Annotated in this window: 15 protein-coding genes; 8 read left to right on the forward strand and 7 right to left on the reverse strand. The window is 64.4% G+C overall.

What is annotated here, in order from left to right:
• Window positions 1-6 precede the first annotated feature (6 nt).
• The 4 genes from lapB (at window position 7) to cysM (ending at window position 3,671) form a co-directional block, all read left to right on the forward strand.
• Window positions 7-1,182, forward strand: coding sequence for a lipopolysaccharide assembly protein LapB (gene lapB / locus ACP7BV_RS00965; protein ID WP_426100569.1), 1,176 nt, complete (start codon window positions 7-9; stop codon window positions 1,180-1,182).
• Window positions 1,183-1,184: 2 nt separating this feature from the next.
• Window positions 1,185-2,150, forward strand: coding sequence for a D-glycero-beta-D-manno-heptose-7-phosphate kinase (rfaE1, locus tag ACP7BV_RS00970; RefSeq protein WP_426100965.1), 966 nt, complete (start codon window positions 1,185-1,187; stop codon window positions 2,148-2,150).
• A 119-nt stretch (window positions 2,151-2,269) separates the two neighbouring features.
• Window positions 2,270-2,620, forward strand: a complete 351-nt coding sequence (locus ACP7BV_RS00975; protein ID WP_426100571.1) for a ComEA family DNA-binding protein — start codon at window positions 2,270-2,272, stop codon at window positions 2,618-2,620.
• Between the two features lie 148 nt (window positions 2,621-2,768).
• Complete coding sequence (gene cysM / locus ACP7BV_RS00980; protein ID WP_426100573.1) at window positions 2,769-3,671, forward strand: cysteine synthase CysM; 903 nt, start codon at window positions 2,769-2,771, stop codon at window positions 3,669-3,671.
• 152 nt (window positions 3,672-3,823) lie between these two features.
• Here the strand turns inward: cysM and ACP7BV_RS00985 are convergent, their stop codons facing one another.
• From ACP7BV_RS00985 to ACP7BV_RS01005, 5 genes are all read right to left on the reverse strand, one after another.
• Window positions 3,824-4,153, reverse strand: a complete 330-nt coding sequence (locus ACP7BV_RS00985; protein ID WP_099788908.1) for a hypothetical protein — start codon at window positions 4,151-4,153, stop codon at window positions 3,824-3,826.
• A gap of 466 nt (window positions 4,154-4,619) precedes the next feature.
• Complete coding sequence (gene mltB, locus ACP7BV_RS00990; protein WP_426100576.1) at window positions 4,620-5,798, reverse strand: lytic murein transglycosylase B; 1,179 nt, start codon at window positions 5,796-5,798, stop codon at window positions 4,620-4,622.
• Entirely contained in the window at window positions 5,795-7,783 is a 1,989-nt protein-coding gene (locus ACP7BV_RS00995; protein ID WP_426100578.1) for a transglutaminase TgpA family protein, read from the reverse strand. The genes mltB and ACP7BV_RS00995 overlap by 4 nt, the downstream gene beginning before the upstream one ends.
• Complete coding sequence (locus ACP7BV_RS01000; RefSeq protein ID WP_426100579.1) at window positions 7,780-8,775, reverse strand: DUF58 domain-containing protein; 996 nt, start codon at window positions 8,773-8,775, stop codon at window positions 7,780-7,782. The genes ACP7BV_RS00995 and ACP7BV_RS01000 overlap by 4 nt, the downstream gene beginning before the upstream one ends.
• A gap of 27 nt (window positions 8,776-8,802) precedes the next feature.
• Window positions 8,803-9,723 carry an AAA family ATPase gene (locus ACP7BV_RS01005; RefSeq protein ID WP_426100581.1) on the reverse strand — a complete coding sequence of 307 codons (921 nt, stop codon included), beginning with the start codon at window positions 9,721-9,723 and terminating at the stop codon, window positions 8,803-8,805.
• A gap of 162 nt (window positions 9,724-9,885) precedes the next feature.
• Here ACP7BV_RS01005 and ACP7BV_RS01010 point away from each other — a divergent pair, with 162 nt between their 5' ends.
• The 4 genes from ACP7BV_RS01010 (at window position 9,886) to ylqF (ending at window position 14,063) form a co-directional block, all read left to right on the forward strand.
• A complete protein-coding gene (locus tag ACP7BV_RS01010) occupies window positions 9,886-10,818 on the forward strand; it encodes a histone deacetylase family protein (RefSeq protein WP_426100583.1) in 933 nt (310 codons plus the stop codon).
• A 171-nt stretch (window positions 10,819-10,989) separates the two neighbouring features.
• Window positions 10,990-11,865 carry a hypothetical protein gene (locus tag ACP7BV_RS01015; protein WP_426100585.1) on the forward strand — a complete coding sequence of 292 codons (876 nt, stop codon included), beginning with the start codon at window positions 10,990-10,992 and terminating at the stop codon, window positions 11,863-11,865.
• Window positions 11,855-13,072, forward strand: a complete 1,218-nt coding sequence (locus tag ACP7BV_RS01020; protein WP_426100587.1) for a hypothetical protein — start codon at window positions 11,855-11,857, stop codon at window positions 13,070-13,072. Before ACP7BV_RS01015 ends, ACP7BV_RS01020 begins: the two co-directional genes overlap by 11 nt.
• Before the next feature lie 43 nt (window positions 13,073-13,115).
• Window positions 13,116-14,063 carry a ribosome biogenesis GTPase YlqF gene (ylqF, locus tag ACP7BV_RS01025; RefSeq protein WP_426100589.1) on the forward strand — a complete coding sequence of 316 codons (948 nt, stop codon included), beginning with the start codon at window positions 13,116-13,118 and terminating at the stop codon, window positions 14,061-14,063.
• 203 nt (window positions 14,064-14,266) lie between these two features.
• Here ylqF and ACP7BV_RS01030 read toward each other — a convergent pair whose 3' ends face one another.
• Together ACP7BV_RS01030 and ACP7BV_RS01035 are read right to left on the reverse strand one after the other, a co-directional pair.
• A complete protein-coding gene (locus ACP7BV_RS01030; RefSeq protein ID WP_426100591.1) occupies window positions 14,267-15,148 on the reverse strand; it encodes a hypothetical protein in 882 nt (293 codons plus the stop codon).
• Window positions 15,145-17,391, reverse strand: coding sequence for a M1 family metallopeptidase (locus ACP7BV_RS01035; RefSeq protein ID WP_426100593.1), 2,247 nt, complete (start codon window positions 17,389-17,391; stop codon window positions 15,145-15,147). Before ACP7BV_RS01035 ends, ACP7BV_RS01030 begins: the two co-directional genes overlap by 4 nt.
• Between the last annotated feature and the right edge of the window lie 207 nt (window positions 17,392-17,598).

The following is a 17,598-nucleotide window of genomic DNA, read 5'->3' on the forward strand; positions in this document are numbered from 1 at the left end:
AACCGCATGGAATTTGAAACCTGGATGCTGATCGGCATCCCCCTGTTTTTCGCAATGGGCTGGATCACCGCGCGCGTCGATATCCGCCAATTGCTGTCGGAATCGCGCACGCTGCCGCGCGGCTACTTCAAGGGCTTGAACTTCCTGCTCAACGAGCAGCCCGATAAGGCGATCGATGCCTTTATCGAAATCGTCAAGCTGGACCCGGAAACGGCCGATATGCACTTTGCGCTCGGCAACCTGTTTCGCCGCCGCGGCGAAATCGAGCGCGCCATCCGCGTCCACCAGAACTTGCTGGCCCGGCCCGATTTGCCAAGCGAACAGCGGGCCCAGGCCAAGTACGAACTGGGCATGGATTACCTGAAAGCGGGTTTGCTCGACCGCGCCGAGGAAACGTTCAACCAGCTGGTCGAGACGCCGTATTCGGTGCAAGCGCGGCGCTCGCTGCTGGAAATTTTCCAGCGTGAAAAGGAGTGGACGCGCGCCATTGAAGCTGCCATCGGCCTGCAAGAGTCCGGCGCCGGCGCGCGCCAAAAGGAAATCGCCCAGTTCTACTGCGAACTGGCCCAGGACGCGCTGGTGCACCTGCACACGGCCGACGCCCTGGCCCTGCTCGAGAAGGCGGTCCACACCGACCGCAAGAACGTGCGCGCCACCTTGCTCATCGGCGACGCCCAGCTGGTCAGTGGCGACGTCGAAGGCGCCTTGATGACGTGGCGCCGGGTCGAGCAGCAAAGCGTGCCGCACGTGGCGCTGGTGGCGGCGCGCCTGATGGATGGCTACCGCAAGGTCGGCCGTCCCCAGGAAGGGGTCAACCTGCTGCGCGCCTACCTGGCCGAAGCCTCCTCGATCGACCTGATCGAAGTCGTGTTCAAGGCTGTTATCGAGCTGGACGGCGTGGATGCGGCCAAGGAACTGGTGGTGGACGAACTGCGACGCAATCCAACGCTGCTGGGCCTGGACAAGCTGCTCGAGGCGCGCCTGATGGACGCGCCCGCCAATATCTGGGAAGAGTTGTCGATGGTGAAAAACCTGATCCACGGCTACACCCAGAAGCTGGCGCGCTACCGCTGCAGCCACTGCGGCTTCAAGGCGCGCCAGTTCTACTGGCAGTGTCCCGGTTGCAGCAACTGGGAAACCTACCCGCCGCGCCGTACCGAAGAACTTAACGTGATGAATTAATGATGATCAGCCGTCTCCTTACTGCCGACAGCTACCCGCCGATTGCCGCGCCCGACCTGGGCGCCGTGCGCATTTTGGTGGTGGGCGACGTCATGCTCGACCGCTACTGGTTCGGCGACGTCAGCCGTATTTCGCCGGAAGCGCCGGTGCCCATCGTGCGCATTGAGCGGCGCGAAGAGCGCCTGGGGGGCGCCGCCAACGTGGCGCGCAATGCGGCCGCGCTGGGCGCCCACTGCGGCTTGCTGGGGGTGGTGGGGGCTGACGAAGCGGGCGCCCAGGTGGCGCAGCTGCTGCAAGAGTCTGGGATCCACAGCTATTTGCAGCGCGATGAAGCGATCTCGACCATCATCAAGCTGCGCGTGATCGGGCGCCAGCAACAGTTGCTGCGCATCGATTTCGAGGATGCGCCGACCGACACCGTGCTGCGCGACAAGCTCACCCAATTTAACGCCTTGCTGCCCGACTATGACGTGATCATCCTGTCGGACTACAACAAGGGCAGCCTGGTCAACGTGGCGCCGATGATCGCGGCCGGCCGCGCGGCGGGCAAGATCGTCATGGTCGACCCCAAGGGCGACGATTTTTCGCCGTATGCGGGCGCCACCGTGCTCACGCCAAATAAATCCGAACTGAAACGCATCGTGGGCAGCTGGCACAGCGAAGAGCAGCTCACCAGCAAGGCCCAGGGCTTGCGTGAAGCGCTTGGCTTGGATGCCTTGCTGCTGACCCGTTCCGAAGAAGGCATGAGCTTGTACACGGCATCCGAAGTGCTGCACATGCATGCGGACGCGCGCGAGGTGTATGACGTCTCGGGCGCGGGCGACACGGTGATCGCCACCATGGCCGCCATGCTGGGCGCGGGCATGCCGATGGCCGACGCGATCATGACGGCCAACCGCGCCGGCGGCATCGTGGTTGGCAAGCTGGGCACGGCGACGGTGACGCGCGCGGAGTTGTTCGGCAAGTAGGGTTGACGATATTGATGAGCCTCTATCGTGCGGGTCAACTGCCGGGCGGGGGGAGGGCGTTAGGTACGGGAGGGCGGCATGGGCCGTCCCGTCTCATCATCAATATGGAGAACACCGAGATGATCAAGAAACTGTTGCTTGCAGTTGCCACCATGGTTACCACGATGGGTTTTGCATTCGCCCAGGTCGACGTCAACAAGGCCGACGCAGCCGGACTCGACGCTGTGAAAGGCGTCGGGCCGAGCATGTCGAAGGCCATCCTCGACGAGCGCGCCAAGGGCGAATTCAAGGACTGGCCGGATTTTCAAAAGCGCGTCAAGGGCGTGGGCGAAAAGCGCGCGGCGAAGCTGTCCCAGGCTGGCTTGGTAGTGGCCGGGAAGCCTCTGGACGGCGCCGCGATGGCCAAGCCGGCCGCCGCCGCGAAGACCAAGCCGGCTGAGGCGAAGGGCGCCGCGCCAGCGCGCATGTAAGCATTCCACCCTGCCCGCAGCGCCCACCTGCGGGCTTTTTTTCGCCATCTCCCCCGGGGAGATGTTGTGGGGGCAAGCTGGCCGCTTGCATACGCAGGCCGACGCGGTGGATTAGAATATGGTTTGTTGATACCGTAGAAGAGTTCCCATGCCCTATATGACCCTGGAAGACACGATCGGTAATACGCCGCTCGTGCAATTAGTCCGCTTGCCGGGCGCTGATGCTGTTGCGCGCAATAATATTATTCTCGGCAAGATGGAGGGCGACAATCCGGCCGGCTCGGTCAAGGACCGCGCCGCCATGTCGATGCTCAAACGCGCCGAGGAGCGCGGTCAGATCAAGCCGGGCGATACCTTGATTGAAGCGACCAGCGGCAATACGGGGATCGCGCTGGCCATGGCGGCCGCCATTCGCGGCTACAAGATGCTGCTCTTGATGCCGGAATACTTGTCGATCGAGCGGCGCCAGAGCATGGCCGCGTATGGCGCGCAGATCATCCTCACGCCCAAGTCGGGCGGGATGGAGTATGCGCGCGACATGGCCGAGTCGATGCAGCGCGACGGCAAGGGCATCATCCTCGACCAGTTCGGCAACCCGGATAATCCGCGCGCCCATTATGACGGCACCGGGCCGGAAATCTGGCGCGACACCGGGGGGCGCATTACCCATTTTGTCAGTGCCATGGGCACCACCGGGACCATCATGGGCGTGTCGCAGTATTTGAAGGAGCAAAATGAGGCGGTGCGCATCATCGGCGCGCAGCCGGAGGAAGGCTCGCAGATTCCCGGTATTCGCAAGTGGCCCGAAGCGTATCTGCCCAAGATTTATGACAAGGCGCGCGTGGACCAGATTGAAAGCGTGAGCCAGGCTGCGGCCGAACAGATGGCGCGCAGGCTGGCGGCCGAAGAGGGGATCTTTTGCGGGATTTCAGCTGCCGGGGCGTGCGAGATTGCGCTGAGGATTTCACAGACGGTGGAAAATGCGACGATCGTGTTTATCGTGTGCGACCGCGGCGACCGCTATTTGTCGACCGGGGTGTTTCCGGCCTAGGCTGACCGTTGGCGTAACACCGTAGGGCGGAAAAGCGAAGCGCATTGCGCCATGTTCGCGTCGCGTTGACGCAAGCATGGCGCAATGCGCTTCGCTTTTCCGCCCTACGGTGTGATGAATGCGTCACGCGCTGTTCTCGCGCGACGCATTCATCAAGCCTGTGGCTCGCCTTCTTTTGGCTTGAATTGCTTGTCGCTGATGCGAAATTTGTTGCGGCGGTCGCCCATCAAATAACGCAGGTCCCGAATCGACAGGTCGCTTACTTCGTGCATCCGGATTAACAGCGATGCGCCTACCGGCAGGCGGTGGTGGCGAATCTTCGAAATCACCGGTGGCGCCACTTCCAGCGCACGCGACAAGGCGGCATCGTTTTTCAGACGCAGATTCTCGATCAGGGTGTCCAACAATCTGTTGGGGTTGTATTGCAGCAGATCATCGGAATCCGAATCGCTGTTCATATCAATACCGACTTGGTTTGTCATGATGTCGTTACTTCCTATTGTGAGTTGTTTGCTTGGTCGATACACGGACTTCGCTTGTAGCTACAACTATCGCAGTGCGGCTGGCCAAATTTATCCGAGGGAACACTTTTTAAAAACTATACACAATTGTACAACCCTTTTCGAATCTAGTACCCAAAAGCAATAGAAGATTACAAAATGATGGCCACCATGTTGTCTACCCGCAACATGGTTGGTGTGCAATTCTCTCACAAAACCACTGAAAAATTAATTGTTTTTTCAGAAAGTTTAATTGTAGGGCAATTATAGTCTTCGATCCGCACGGTACCGGCAAGTACTGGATGAAAAGCAAGAATAGCAACAGTATGTTGCCACAAAACAGTTTTCCCGGGCGCACGGGCCGTTTCTTCCAAGGATACCCCGCGCCAGTATACCCCGCGCTACCGCCTGACATGGCGGGGAAGACTGCCGGACTCGTTACATTTCTTTACAAAGTTTCTCCGGGCATAAGCGCCTGAGCACCCCGCGCGAGCCTGACCGCGCGCCCCAGTTCAAGCACCGACATTGCATAGTAGTAACTGCGATTGTATTGGGTGATAGCAAAAAAATTATCCGTCGCCAAGCAGTATTCTGTCGTTTCGGCCCCGTTTTGCAGGTCAATCAAGCCGTACAGGCGCCCGCCAGGGGGGCTGGGGGCGCTTGCCACGCCGGCGGCGAGCAGTTCGTCGAGCGAAAACTTGGCCGCCAAGCCTTGCCCGATGAAACGCTCCCAGCGCTCGTCGGGCGCCACGTGCGCCGCGTACACGGACGGCCCGCCCAGTGCGCGTTGATAGCCATGCTGCACCAGAAAATTGGCGACACTGCCGATGGCGTCCTGGGCCGAGTTCTGCAAGTTGACGGCGCCGTCCCGGTCGTAATCGACGCCGTACGCGAGCACGCTGCCCGGCATGAACTGCGGCATGCCGATGGCGCCCGCAAACGATCCCAGCAGGCTGAACGGGTCGATCGCGTTCTTGCGCGCCAAGACCAGGGCATTTTCCAGTTCGCCCCGAAAAAACGCCATGCGCGCGGCCTGATTCGGCGCTTCCGGATAGGCAAACGCCAGCGTGGTGAGCACGTCCAGGACGCGGAAGCGCCCCGTGTTGCGTCCATACACGGTTTCGATGCCGATGATGCCGGCAATGATTTCGGCAGGCACGCCGTAGTCGCGTTCGGCCCGCGCCAGCGTGTCGGCGTTGCTGTTCCAAAAGACGACGCCGGCATTGATGCGCACCGGTTCGAGCATCAGCGCGCGCACCGCCGTCATGTTCTTTGGTTTGCCCGCCGGCGCCGGCTTGACCAGCTGCACCGCCGAATCGACGTAACGGATTTGCGCGATCAGCGCGGTCAATTCCTTACGCACAAATCCGTGGCGCAGCGCGATCTCGTCGGCGAACTCGCTGACCGCTTTCCATTCCACGAAATTGACTTGCTCGCCCGCGTAATCAACTTTGCGCGGTGTCGGCTTGGCGATGGTGGGCTTGGGCTTCGGGTTGGCTTTGGCCTTGGCCTTGGCCTTGGCCTTGGCCTTGACCTCGGCCTTGGCTTTGGGGTGGACCGGTGCGGCGTGCAGCGCGCCGCTGGCAGACACGGCCAGCAGCAAAAGCAGGGTGGTGAACAATTTCATCGGGAAGTGCCGAGCAGCCTTTTCATGGTGGTAAGCAGCGCCGCGTCGGGTGCGCGGTCCGCGTATTTGTGCGCGCTGTACAGCGCCAGGAAACGCAGCAATCGCTCTTTCCGGTCCGGCGCAAGGGGCGTCTCGGCCAGCCGCTGCGCCCAGGCGTTCGGCCCTTCGTGCGGCGCGCGCGCCAGACCGATCCGCCCCAGCTGCACATTGAGCGCCGAGTATAGCGCATCGACCGGATCTGCCTGCCTGCGCACGTGCAGCTTGCGCGCAACGACGAGCAGAGCGGCAATCGCCGCCAGCGCCGCCAGGTTGCGCCAGTTGCCCAGCGCCGCCAGCAGCGTGTCGAGCAAGCCCTGGCGCCGCTCGGGGTCGTAATTGAGCACCCACTGGTTCCAGCCATTGTTCATGGCGCTGATTTGATAGCGCAGGCGCCCGATCAGCGAATCGCCATCCAGCTGCAGGTTGATCAGGCTGCCCAGGCGCGCGATGCCGGACTGCTCGCTTGGGGCCAGCGTGCGCGCCATGCCCCGTTCCACGCGCCCCGGCGCCACCGCCGCGGTCGGGTCGACCCGGACCCAGCCGCTGTTGCGGATCCACACTTCGGCCCAGGCGTGCGCGTCGCTCTGGCGCACCACCGTAAAGCCATCGACCGGGTTGCGCTCGCCACCCTGGTAGCCGGTCACCACGCGCGCCGGCACGTCGGCCGCGCGCATCAGGAACACAAATGCGCTGGCGTAATGCTCGCAAAAGCCTGCTTTCGAACTGTATAAAAAGTCATCCACCGAGTTCGGTCCCAGCTTGGGCGGCTGCAGCGTGTACACGTAGCCGCCGTCGCGAAACTCGCGCAGCACCTGTTCCACCCGGCGCGCCGGGTCCGGCTCGCGCTGCAAGTTGAGGCCGGCCTGCATGGCCAAGGGATTGAAGCCGCGCGGCAGCGCCAGATAGCGCTCGGCCTCGGGCAGGTCAACCCCGGCGTCGAGCTGGTAGGTCGGGTACGACGTGACGTCGTAGCGCAGCCGCTTGTCGATGGGCACGCCGGCGCGCAATTCGACATTCGGCGTGAGGGCCGCCTGTTCGGGCAGTACCGGCACGCTGCCCGGCATGTCGAGCGCGAACAGCCAAGTCCTGCCGTGCGGCTCGAGCGTGACCTGGTAGTCGACGGGGGTGCCGCTAAGCGAGAGCTGGGTCGATTCGCCAAGGTGGCGCCGCCTTGCGTGGGTCCAGTTGCGCCCGTCGAAGTCGCCCAGCACGACGGCGCGCCAGTACAGGCCCGACTGGGCCGGCGCGTTCGCCTTGAAGCGCACCCTGAAGGCGATCTCGTCGGACTGGGCCAGATTCGAGATATTGCCCGGACTCATGCTGTCGGACAGGCCCGTGCGGGCGCCCGTGGCGTCGCCGGGCATGCCCCACAGCGGGCCCTGGAGTCGGGGGAACAGGAAGAACAGCGCCAGCGCCAGCGGCGCGGCGAACCCCAAAATCTTGGCGCCCAGCAGCAGGCGGCGCCCCAGCGGCGGCACCACGCCGCTGTACTGGAACGTCAGTTGCGCGCTCAACAGGGCGATAATGGCAAGCACCATCATGACGCCCATGGCGATGCTTTGCGAGTAAAAGAAATTGGTCAGCAGTAGGAAAAAGCAGAGGAAGATGACCACGAACAGGTCGCGCCGGGCGTGCATTTCCAGCATTTTAAAGGCGACCAGCAGCACCGCCATCGCAACGCCCGCTTCGCGCCCCAGCAGCGTCTTGTAGGTCATGAAAATGCCGGCCATGGCCGCGAAGGCGAGCGGCAGCAGCAGCCAGGTGGGCGGCATGCGGGTGCCGCGGAACGTGATCAGGCCGCGCCAGGCCAGCGTGGCGGCGCACACCAGCGAGACCCACGGCGGCAGGTGCGCCGCATGGGGCCCCAGCACCAGCAGCGTGGCCGCCAGCAGCAGCAAGGTGTCCGCCTTGTCGCGCGAGAGCTGCAAGGCCAGGCGCGCCATCATGGGCGTTCCTTGCTGCCGTACAGCGCCAGCGCCCGCAGACAGGCCGCCTGGTGCGCCGCGCCCACTGCCGGGGCGAATGCGTGGCCGTGCAGGCGAAAGCCGTAGGGCAGGGCGCGCTGCTCGGCGTCGAGCACCCAGCGCGTCATGCGCGACAGGCGCAGTTCCAGCGCCAGCGTGGCGGGCAAGGCGTCGAAATCGAGCATCAGTTCCTCGATCGCGCCGCCTTCAAAATGCTTGGTCACCAGTTGCCCGCCCAGCGCCGGGTCGAGCCGCGCGATCTGGCGCCACGCCATGTGGCGCAGCGAGTCGCCGGCCTGGTAGCTGCGAATGCCGGCAAAGTCGTCGTGGCCCGCGTGGCCGTGGCCGTCTTCGCTGGCCACGCCCGACATCGGCAGCGGCGGCGCCACCGCTTCGGGAAACGGATAGACCAGCGCGCGCGCGTCCGGCTGCCAGTAGCTCCAGGCGCGAAACAGGCCGAGCGGAAAGCGGGTGGCCAGGCGCACCCGGGGCGCGGCCAGGTAGCCGCGCGCCGTGCTGGGCGCCGACAGCAGCAGCGCCGTGTGCTCGCCCGCCGCCACGTCGGCCACGTAGCGCGCCTCGCCGGCCTGTAAAAAATCGGCCCACAGCGCGTAGCGGTCCAGTTTGCTGCGGTTGACGATGCTCAGCTCGAACTGCGCCACTTCGCCGGCGAACAGGGGGTGGGCGCGCCCGGGCGCCAAGTGCAGCTGGCCCAGGTTCCGGTAGGTCAGGTACATGTCGACGACGGCGCAGGCGCCCAGCGCGAACACCAGCGCAAAGCCCAGGCTCAGGTTGTAATTGGTGGCGCCGATCAGCAGCACCAGCAGCAGCACGCCAAAGCCCATCCCGGCCCCGGTGGGCAGGATGAACACGCGCCGCTGGTTGAGAAACACTTCGCCCGGCTCGGCGTCGCGCAGCTGGAACAGCCACTGGTCGGCGCGGCGGCGCACGGCCAGGCGAACGGTTGCAAACATGGTGGCAAACACGGGGGCCGCGGGCGCTTAGAGCGGCACCGATTTTTGCAGCTGCAGCACCAGGTCGCGGCTGGCCAGAGCAACGCCGTTGGCCGACTTTAACGCGCGCAAGCGGTGCGCGCAGACCGGCACCAGCACGGCCTGCACGTCTTCCGGCACCACATGGTCGCGCCCCTCGAGCGCGGCCCAGGCGCGCGCGGCCTGCAGCAATGCGATCGCCGCGCGCGGCGACAGGCCTTCGGCAAACAAGCCATTGTGGCGCGACGCTTGCGCCAGCGCCTGCACGTAGTCGATCAGCGCGCTAGAGGCGTGGATCTGGCGCAGCCCTTTTTGCGCCAGCGCCAGTTCTTCCGGCTGCATCGCGGCCGGCAGCGCTTTCAACATGCTGCGCCGGTCTTCGCCCATCAGCAGCGCGCGTTCGGCGGCCGCGTCCGGGTAGCCCAGCGACAGGCACATCAAAAAGCGGTCCAGCTGCGACTCGGGCAGCGCGTAGGTGCCCACCTGGTGCAGGGGATTTTGGGTCGCGATGACGAAAAACGGTTCGGGCAGCGCGCGCGTGACCCCGTCCGCGCTCACTTGCCGCTCTTCCATCGCTTCGAGCAGGCCGGACTGGGTCTTGGGGGTGGCGCGGTTGATCTCGTCGGCCAGCAGCACTTGGGTAAAGATCGGGCCCGGGTGGAACACGAAGCCGTTTTTTTCGCGCTCGTAGACGGAAATGCCGGCCACGTCGGCCGGCAGCAGGTCGCTGGTGAACTGCACCCGGTTGAACTGCAGCCCCAGCGAAATGGCCAGCGCGTGGGCCAGCGTGGTCTTGCCCACGCCCGGCACGTCTTCGATCAAGAGGTGGCCGCCGGCCAACAGGCAGGTGAGCGCCTGGCGTACCTGCAGTTCCTTGCCGACGACGATCTGACTGACCTGGTGTGCTACTGCATGCAATTTTTTGAACATGGGATTGTCTTTATGGGGGCACGGCACGGCGGTTGTCGTTCAGGCATTGTAAAATAGCGCCTATCGGCACCCACCTTATCCGTCATCACGACATGTTTCCCGATTCTATTCGAGAACGGCGCATCCGGTGCAACATTGATGACGGGCGCGACAGAATCGACCATGAGCACAGCCATTTTCAGCCATCCCGAATGCAGCGCCCACGACATGGGCGAGTGGCATCCCGAATCCCCCGCCCGCCTGCAAGCGATTGAAGACCAGCTGATCGCCGCCCGTATTGACGGCCTGGTCGAGCGGCGCACGGCGCCCTCGGCCGAGCTGCCGGCCATCTTGCGCAACCACAGCGCGGCCATGGTGGCGCTGGTGCGCGAGCATACCCCCACGCTGGAAGGGGAGCACTATCCGCTCGACGGCGACACCTTGCTGTGCGCGCACAGCTACCGCGCCGCGCTGCGCGCCGCCGGCGCCGCGCTGGCCGCCACCGACGCCGTCATCGACGGCAGCCTGGCCAACGCCTTTTGCGCCACGCGCCCGCCCGGCCACCATGCGCGGCCCACGCAATCGATGGGTTTTTGTTTATTCAATAACGTGGCCATCGCCGCGCGCCATGCGCTCGACGTCCATGGCCTGGCGCGCGTGGCCATCATCGACTTTGACGTCCACCACGGCAACGGCACCGCCGAATCGTTCCGGGCCGACCCGCGCGTGCTGATGGCCAGCTTTTACCAGCACCCGTTTTATCCGTACAGCGAACCTGAACCGCAGACGGCGACCTGGGTCAATATCCCGGTGCCGGCGCGCAGCACGGGCGAGGTGGTGCGCAAACTGGTCAGCGAGCAGTGGCTGCCGGCGCTGCACGCGTTTGCGCCTAAAATGATCTTTATTTCAGCCGGTTTCGACGCCCACCGGGAGGACGACATCGGCGGCATGGGTCTGGTCGAGGAGGACTACGCGTGGATCACGCGCGCCATCATGCAGGTGGCCCGCGTGCACGCGGGCGGGCGCATTGTCAGCTGCCTGGAAGGGGGCTACAACCTGTCGGCACTGGGGCGCAGCGTCGTCGCGCACGTCAAAGTACTGGCCGAGCTGGATTGATTTTCACGAAATGTAGCGGAAAGTATACACATCGAGTATACGCATCCTGAATATCGGACATACATATTTGACATAACTCAATTACAACGGTAGCCTCATGGCTAACCGTTAGCACGGTCGTACTATTTTTTCCCGCCGCAGTACCTACAGGAGAATTAAATGAGTGGATTCATGCGTAAGTTGATGTCGATGTGCCTGGTTTGTCTGGCAGCAGTGAGCACCCAGGCCAGTGCCGAGAATTATTCCTTGTGGATCAATGGGCGCACCGGCGGCGGCGTGGTGGGCGACTACAACAGCTTTAGCTACTGGGGGCCGGGCGGCACGGCCGCCGGCGTGAATAAAAAGTCGGTCAACTGGGATGGGCGCAGCAGCATCGCTTCGCAAAACAGCAAGATCCGCGACGCGCTCGACTGCTTTTGCACGGGCGCCAACTGGTGCTACGTCGCCACCCACAGCGCCGGCGACCTTATGATGGGCTACACGCTGGCCAATTACGGCGCCTCCTCGCGCATGAAGAAAAACCCGGCCACGGCCAGCGGCGGCGTGTGCGGCAACAGCGACGGCGGCGCGCAGACCGGCTGGAACATCAAGTGGGTGCGCACCGCCTCGGGCGCCGCCGGCGGCACCGAATTGTCCGACGCCGGTTCCTGGACCACCGGCGAGCCGCTGGTGTCGGACCTGAAAACGGCCACCGCGCGCGCCATGTACGACCATAACGTCACGCGCGGCGTGATGTTTTACATGTACGCCGGGGCCAAGGGCACCGCTTACTCGGCCATCCTGCCGGGCCAGGACGATGAAGTGGTTGCCTATCACAGCACCGGTGGCGTGTCCGGCTCCGGCGGCGCCGGCTTTTGCAATCCGAGCGACTGGTTCTGCAACGACCTGACGCTGGGCATCGCGGCCAATGAAGGAGGCAAGGCCAAGTGGACCAACCATTCGGTGGCCTTTCGGGATGACGCCGAAGCGTACAACCACTACGCCAACGGCAACTGGGGCGGCATCGTCGGGGTAGTGCGCAGCGCCATGGTCAACAGTGCCTTCTAAGGCAGTCTTGCTGGGCGGGGCCGCAGCGGCGATCATCGTCGCCACTGCGGCCTGGTGGTCCGGCGCTCAGGATGGCGTCGCCGCCCCGCAGCCTGCGGCGCCGTCCATGCGCGCTGCCGGTCAGCCTGCCATTGACAGCGCAGGCCAAGCCAGCGCGGACACCCCGGTCGCCAAAGCCGAGCGGCGCCGGGCGCTGCTGGCGCAAGTGGCGCTGGCCGACACCACCTACTGCACCTACGCGGGCGACACCAAATATCCCCCCGTCTCGCGTCCGATCAGCGAGCACCCCGACCAGGTCTATCCGAACGCACCCGTGACCGACGAGCACGCGTTGCGCGGCGCCGACGGCTCGGCCGACGCCGCCGTGCAGATCCAGACCTCGCAGTCGCGCGTGTTCATGGCCTCGGGCGAAACGGTCGCCTTTTCGGTGCGCGCCGTCGACGCCCAGGGCAAGGCGCTATCGCTGGTCATCACGCGCGCCGCCGCCCAGGGCGTCACCTACACGGGCCAGCGCGCCAGCGCCCAGATCGCGCTGGCGTTCGCCGACGATGGCGAGGGCGCCGACGCGGTGGCCGGCGACGGCGCCTTGGCCGGCATCCTGGCGCCGGCCCAGACTGGCCTGGCCAGCTTCAACGGCACCATCCGCACCGAGCTGCGCTACAGCGTGGCCGGCAAGAATGGCTTCGTGCTGTTCGACGTGATTTATACGCCCGAGCTGCCCGCCACCTGGACCGGCCAGGCGCGCGAAGCGGTCGAAGACGGCGCGCTGGTGTACTACCTGAAGGCCAACGTGCTCAAGGCCGGGCGCTACGTGGTGCAGGGCAGGGTGGACGACGCCAAGGGGCGTCCGTTTGCAATCGCCAGCTTCAATGACGTGCTGGCGGCCGGTCCCGCCGAGCTCAAGCTGACCGTGTTTGGCAAACTGTTGCGCGACAAGGAAGCGGCGCTGCCGCTGACGCTGCGCGATGTGGACGGCTACCTGCTCAAGGAAAATGTCGACCCCGACCGCGCGCTGTTGCCGCGCCTGGAAGGCAAGGTGGTGGTTGGCAAGCCGCATCCGCTGGCGGGCTTTTCCGACGCCGAGTGGCACAGCGAAGAGCGCGCGCGCCATCTGGTGGAGTTTGCCAAGGATGTGGCGCTGGCCAAGGCCGCGCTGGGGCAGTTCGATCCGGCGCTGGCGGCGCCAAAAAGCGCCTGCCTGCCATAGCCGCGTAAAATAGCGCCTTGTCCACGCGAATTTGAAAGCAAGCATGTCGATACAATGGTACCCAGGCCACATGAACGCCGCCCGCAAGAAGGCGGCCGAACAGATGGAGAACACCGACCTGGTCATCGAGGTCCTGGACGCCCGCCTGCCCGAGGCGAGCTGCAATCCGATGGTCGAGGAGCTGCGCCTGTTTCGCCAGCGGCCTTGTCTGAAGATCCTCAACAAGGTCGATCTGGCCGATCCGGCCGCCACCGCCGCGTGGAGCGCTTATTACAATCGCCAGGAGGGCGTGACCGCGTATGCGATGACGACCAAAAAACCGGGCGACGTGGCCAAAATTCCCGAGCTGTGCCTGTCGCTCGCGCCGCACCGGGGCGTGCCGACCAAGCCGCTGCGCATCATGATCATGGGTATTCCCAACGTCGGCAAGTCGACCTTGATGAACGCGCTGCTCAAGAAAAAAGTGGCCAAGGTGGGCGATGAGCCGGCCGTGACCAAGATGCAGCAGAAGCTCTATTTGGGCAAGAACATTATTCTGGTCGATACGCCCGGCATGCTGTGGCCCAAGATTGCGCTGGCCAGCGATGGCTTGATGCTCGCCGCCAGTCACGCGATCGGGTCCAATGCGCTGATCGAGGATGAGGTGGCGGTGTTTTTGGCCGAGCAATTGTTGGCCAAGTATCCGCAGTTGTTGACGGCGCGTTATGGGTTCAAGACCGAGGGGCTGGACGGCATTGCGGTCGTCGAGGGCGTGGCCGCGCGCAGGGGGTATCGGCAGAAGGGGGGCGACCTGGATTTTGAAAAGGCGTCCCATATTTTCTTGCAGGATTACCGCACCGGGACGCTGGGGCGGATTAGTTTGGAAACGCCCGAGACGCGCGAGCTGAGGCTGGCCGAGCACGCGGCCGAGATGGCGGCCAAGGCGGCCAAGGCGGCGGAAGCGGCGGCCAAAAAAGCTGCGGATAGCGCCCGGGGCAAACGCGGTACGTGATGGTGTGCCTTGGGCCGTGCCGGCATTCGGGGTTGTTTTAAATGGGTAACGGTGCAGCAGGGTTACATCGTCCTCGCGTACGTGAACTAGCCCCTTTTTGTTGCTCAGTTGACCCGTTCTATGGGTCCCCGCGTGTGCGAGGACGATGTGGTGCGGGGACTGGTTATATCGATTGCGCGGGCTCTTCAAGAACGCGCCGCTTTTTACCCACGCTGCGAGCGCGCCAGTTCTACCAGCACGAACAGGCGCGCGCTGCGCATCCAGCCCAGCACCGCCACCGTGACCTGCACCAGCAGCAGCGCGCCGAGAAAGCCCGCCAGGCTGGCGCCCGAGACGTTGATGCGCCCGATAACGAGCGCCCCCGCCAGCGCCAGGCCGACAGCGCTGATCAAAAAATATCCCCCGAAAGTGGCCAGCGGACGCTTGAGCAGCAGCTTGCAGCCCGACCACCAGGCCTTCACCGCCGACGTGCGGCGCCGCTCGATCGCCAGCGCCGCGCGTCCCGCGTCCAGCGTGGCGTGCGCGAGCGCCAGCAGCAGCGCGGCGAGCGCCAGCGCGCCATAGTCGGCCAGGTCGGCGCTCGACTCGAGTATCGCGCCGGCCCCATACTCGGCCGACGCGTCCAGTGCGATGCCGCCCAGCGCGGCGGCCACGCCCAGCACAATCACGGACCAGACCAGCATGCGCAGCATGCGCGGATATTCGGCCAGGCCGCCCGCGGTCAAGGCGCCAAAGCCCAGCGCGGCCGGGGCGCGCGCGGCGCTTGCCGCCATGCCGCTAAGCAGCGGCGAAATGAGCAAGGTGACGATCAGCGCCACCACGCCGGCCACGTTGAAGGCAGCCACGTTCTTGCCGTGCGCTGCCATCAGGTCGGCAAACACGGTCAGGTCGAGCTGCCTGGCAAATTCGGCCGCATGCACCGAGTAGTCGAGCTGCGCGCTCATCGTTTGCCAAACGGTCAGCCCGAGGATGGCGGTCGGGATCAGCATCCACAACACCCACAGCAGCAGCAAGCGCCATTGCAAGGCGGCGCGCGCCGCGCGCGGGACGGCGGCAAACGAAAATGGCGGGGTCGGGTTCATCATACGTTCGCAATCAGGGAAAAGAGGAGGGTGAAGATGGCGGCCAGGTCAGCGCTCCAACGGCGCGAGGCGCGAGTGTCCGCTTTCAGCGTGCGGCTGTCGTCCAGTTTGCTCACGTCCAGGTAATGCATGCGCTGCGGGTCCAGTTCCACCGACACCGCGCGGCTCGGCTTGAGCCAGGTGTAGCGCTGCCAGCGCGCCTCGTTGTTCCAGGTCACGGTCTCGCTGCTGCCGTCGGCGAACTTGACCAGCACCGTCTGCGGCACGGGCGCGCCGCGCCGGCGCAGCACCACGCTGGTGCGGTAAGGGAAGGGGCCCGCAGCCGCCCTGGTACCCGCTTTGGTACCCGCCTTAACGTTCGGGTTGGCCTTGTTCCATGCTGCGCGCAATGCGGCAACGCGCTTGTCGACAGCGTCCGCGTTTTCCTCGACCCAGGTGCCCTTGACGTCGCGCGTGCCGCGCTGCGGCAGCACTTCGTCGCTGGAGAACTTGTCGACCCGGTCGTCGATCTTGGCGGTGGCGTAGACCTGCTGCGCGAACACCGCTTCCACCACGGCGCGCTGGCCGCTGCCGTCGGCCAGCGCTTCGCGCAGGTCGGCCACGCTCGGATGGCGGAACTTCCAGCGCTTGTAGTATTCCTTGAATGCGCGCTCGGTCGCGTCCTTGCCCAGGCGCGCTTCCAGGTCGCGCATCATGGTGGCGCTGCGTACATACGCCGGCCCGATGCCCTGCAGGCGGTCATAGGCGTTTTCGCCAATCGGATCGGCCGGTTCTTCGCGCGGGGCGCCGGCGCGCTCGCCGTCAAAGCCCTTGGCCGAGAAAGTGATGCCGATCGCCTTCAGGAAGGGCGTGACCGGATACACGTCCTGCTTGCGCTCGACCAGCATGCGGTGGTCCCAGTATTCGTTCAGGCCTTCGTCGAGCATCGGCTCTTCATGTTCGTTCGACGCCAGGATGCCGTAAAAGTAGCCATGCCCAAATTCGTGGATGGTCACGAAGTCGATGTCGAATGCGGCCATTGTCTTCGGTTCGACGCGCGTCTTGCCTTCGATCGTCATGAAGGTCGGGTACTCCATGCCGCCCGCTTCGGCAGCGTTAAAAGGCGGGACCACGACGGTCAGCGTCTTGTACGGATACGGCCCCAGCGTGCGCGAAAAGTAGGCCAGCGAATCCTTGGCCGCTTTCATGGCCGCGATGGCGCTCGCTTTCATTTCCGGCGGGTAAATGACCGACAGCGCGACTTTCGGGCTGCCCGGGCCGGTCCAGCTCTCTTGCAGCGGCTTGGCGCTGCGATTGTCGGCCGTCCAGGCAAAGTCGTGCACGTCGCCCTGCACGTAGTGATGGGTCAGCATGCCGTTTTTTTCAACCGGCGGCGCCTGCAAAACGCCCGTCGCGCCGATGGTGTACGCCTTGGGCGCGGTCAGCGTGACGTCGTAGTTGCCGAAGTCGGCGTAGAACTCGGATTCCTGGTGGTGCTCATGCACGTTCCAGCGCGGGGCCGTTGCGCCCCGTTCGCCGGGCAGTTCGAGCACGCCGATCTTCGGGAACCATTGCCCCACCAGGTGAAAGCTGCCGAAGTAACCGGTGCGGGCGATGACGCGCGGCAGCTTGGTCAGGAAATCGATGTCCATGACGGTCGAGGCGCCCGGTGCCACCGCCGCCGGCAGGTCGAAACGCACCACCGTGTGGTCGGTCTGCGGGCCGTTGTCGGGATGGACGTACGACCAGGCAACCTTGGCGCCGCCTTGCGTCACGCTGCGCAGCGCAATGTGGCCCCATTCGCCTTGCTTGGTGCCCACGCCTGTGCGAAAACCCTTGCCGCTGTTGCGCTGTTCGGTAAAGAAGGTGCTCTCGCCGCCTTCAAAGGCGTTCATGTAGAGGTGCAAATAGACACTGCGCACTTCCACCTTGCTGCGGTTTCGCCACGTCAGTTTTTGTTTGCCTTCGACCGTGTGCTTGACCGGGTCGAGCGTAGCGGCGATCTGGTAATGGACGACCCGATCCGACAGCGTGGCTTCGGCGCCGCTGCGCTGCCCACCCCACGCATCGGGCAGGCTGGCCACGCTGACGGCGCTGCCCCGCGCGGGGGCCAGCGCAATGCCGGTATCGGTGACTGGCTGCGCAATCGGCGTGACGGCAACGTTTGCCTGCGCCATGATTTCTTCGTGGAAGACACTGCCGGCAAGCAGCAGCGCTGTGATCGACAGCACTTTGACAGCGCTATGACTGACTCTGGTTAAGGTCATGCATGACTCCTGATGGGAACGGTGTTTTTGTGCTGCGAACTATAGCTACATGAGTTATAAAAAGCCAATCAATCCGACGAATGTCGCCAAAACAATGACAAGCGGGAACGCTGGCCAGACGAAAGCAAATGCACGCGCCTGCATACGTGTGGAAACAGGGCGGGTGAAACTATCTCGAGGACCATGTTGGTACATACATTTCCGTGA

This window comes from Massilia sp. TSP1-1-2, assembly GCF_049896185.1.
GTDB lineage: Bacteria > Pseudomonadota > Gammaproteobacteria > Burkholderiales > Burkholderiaceae_D > Telluria_A.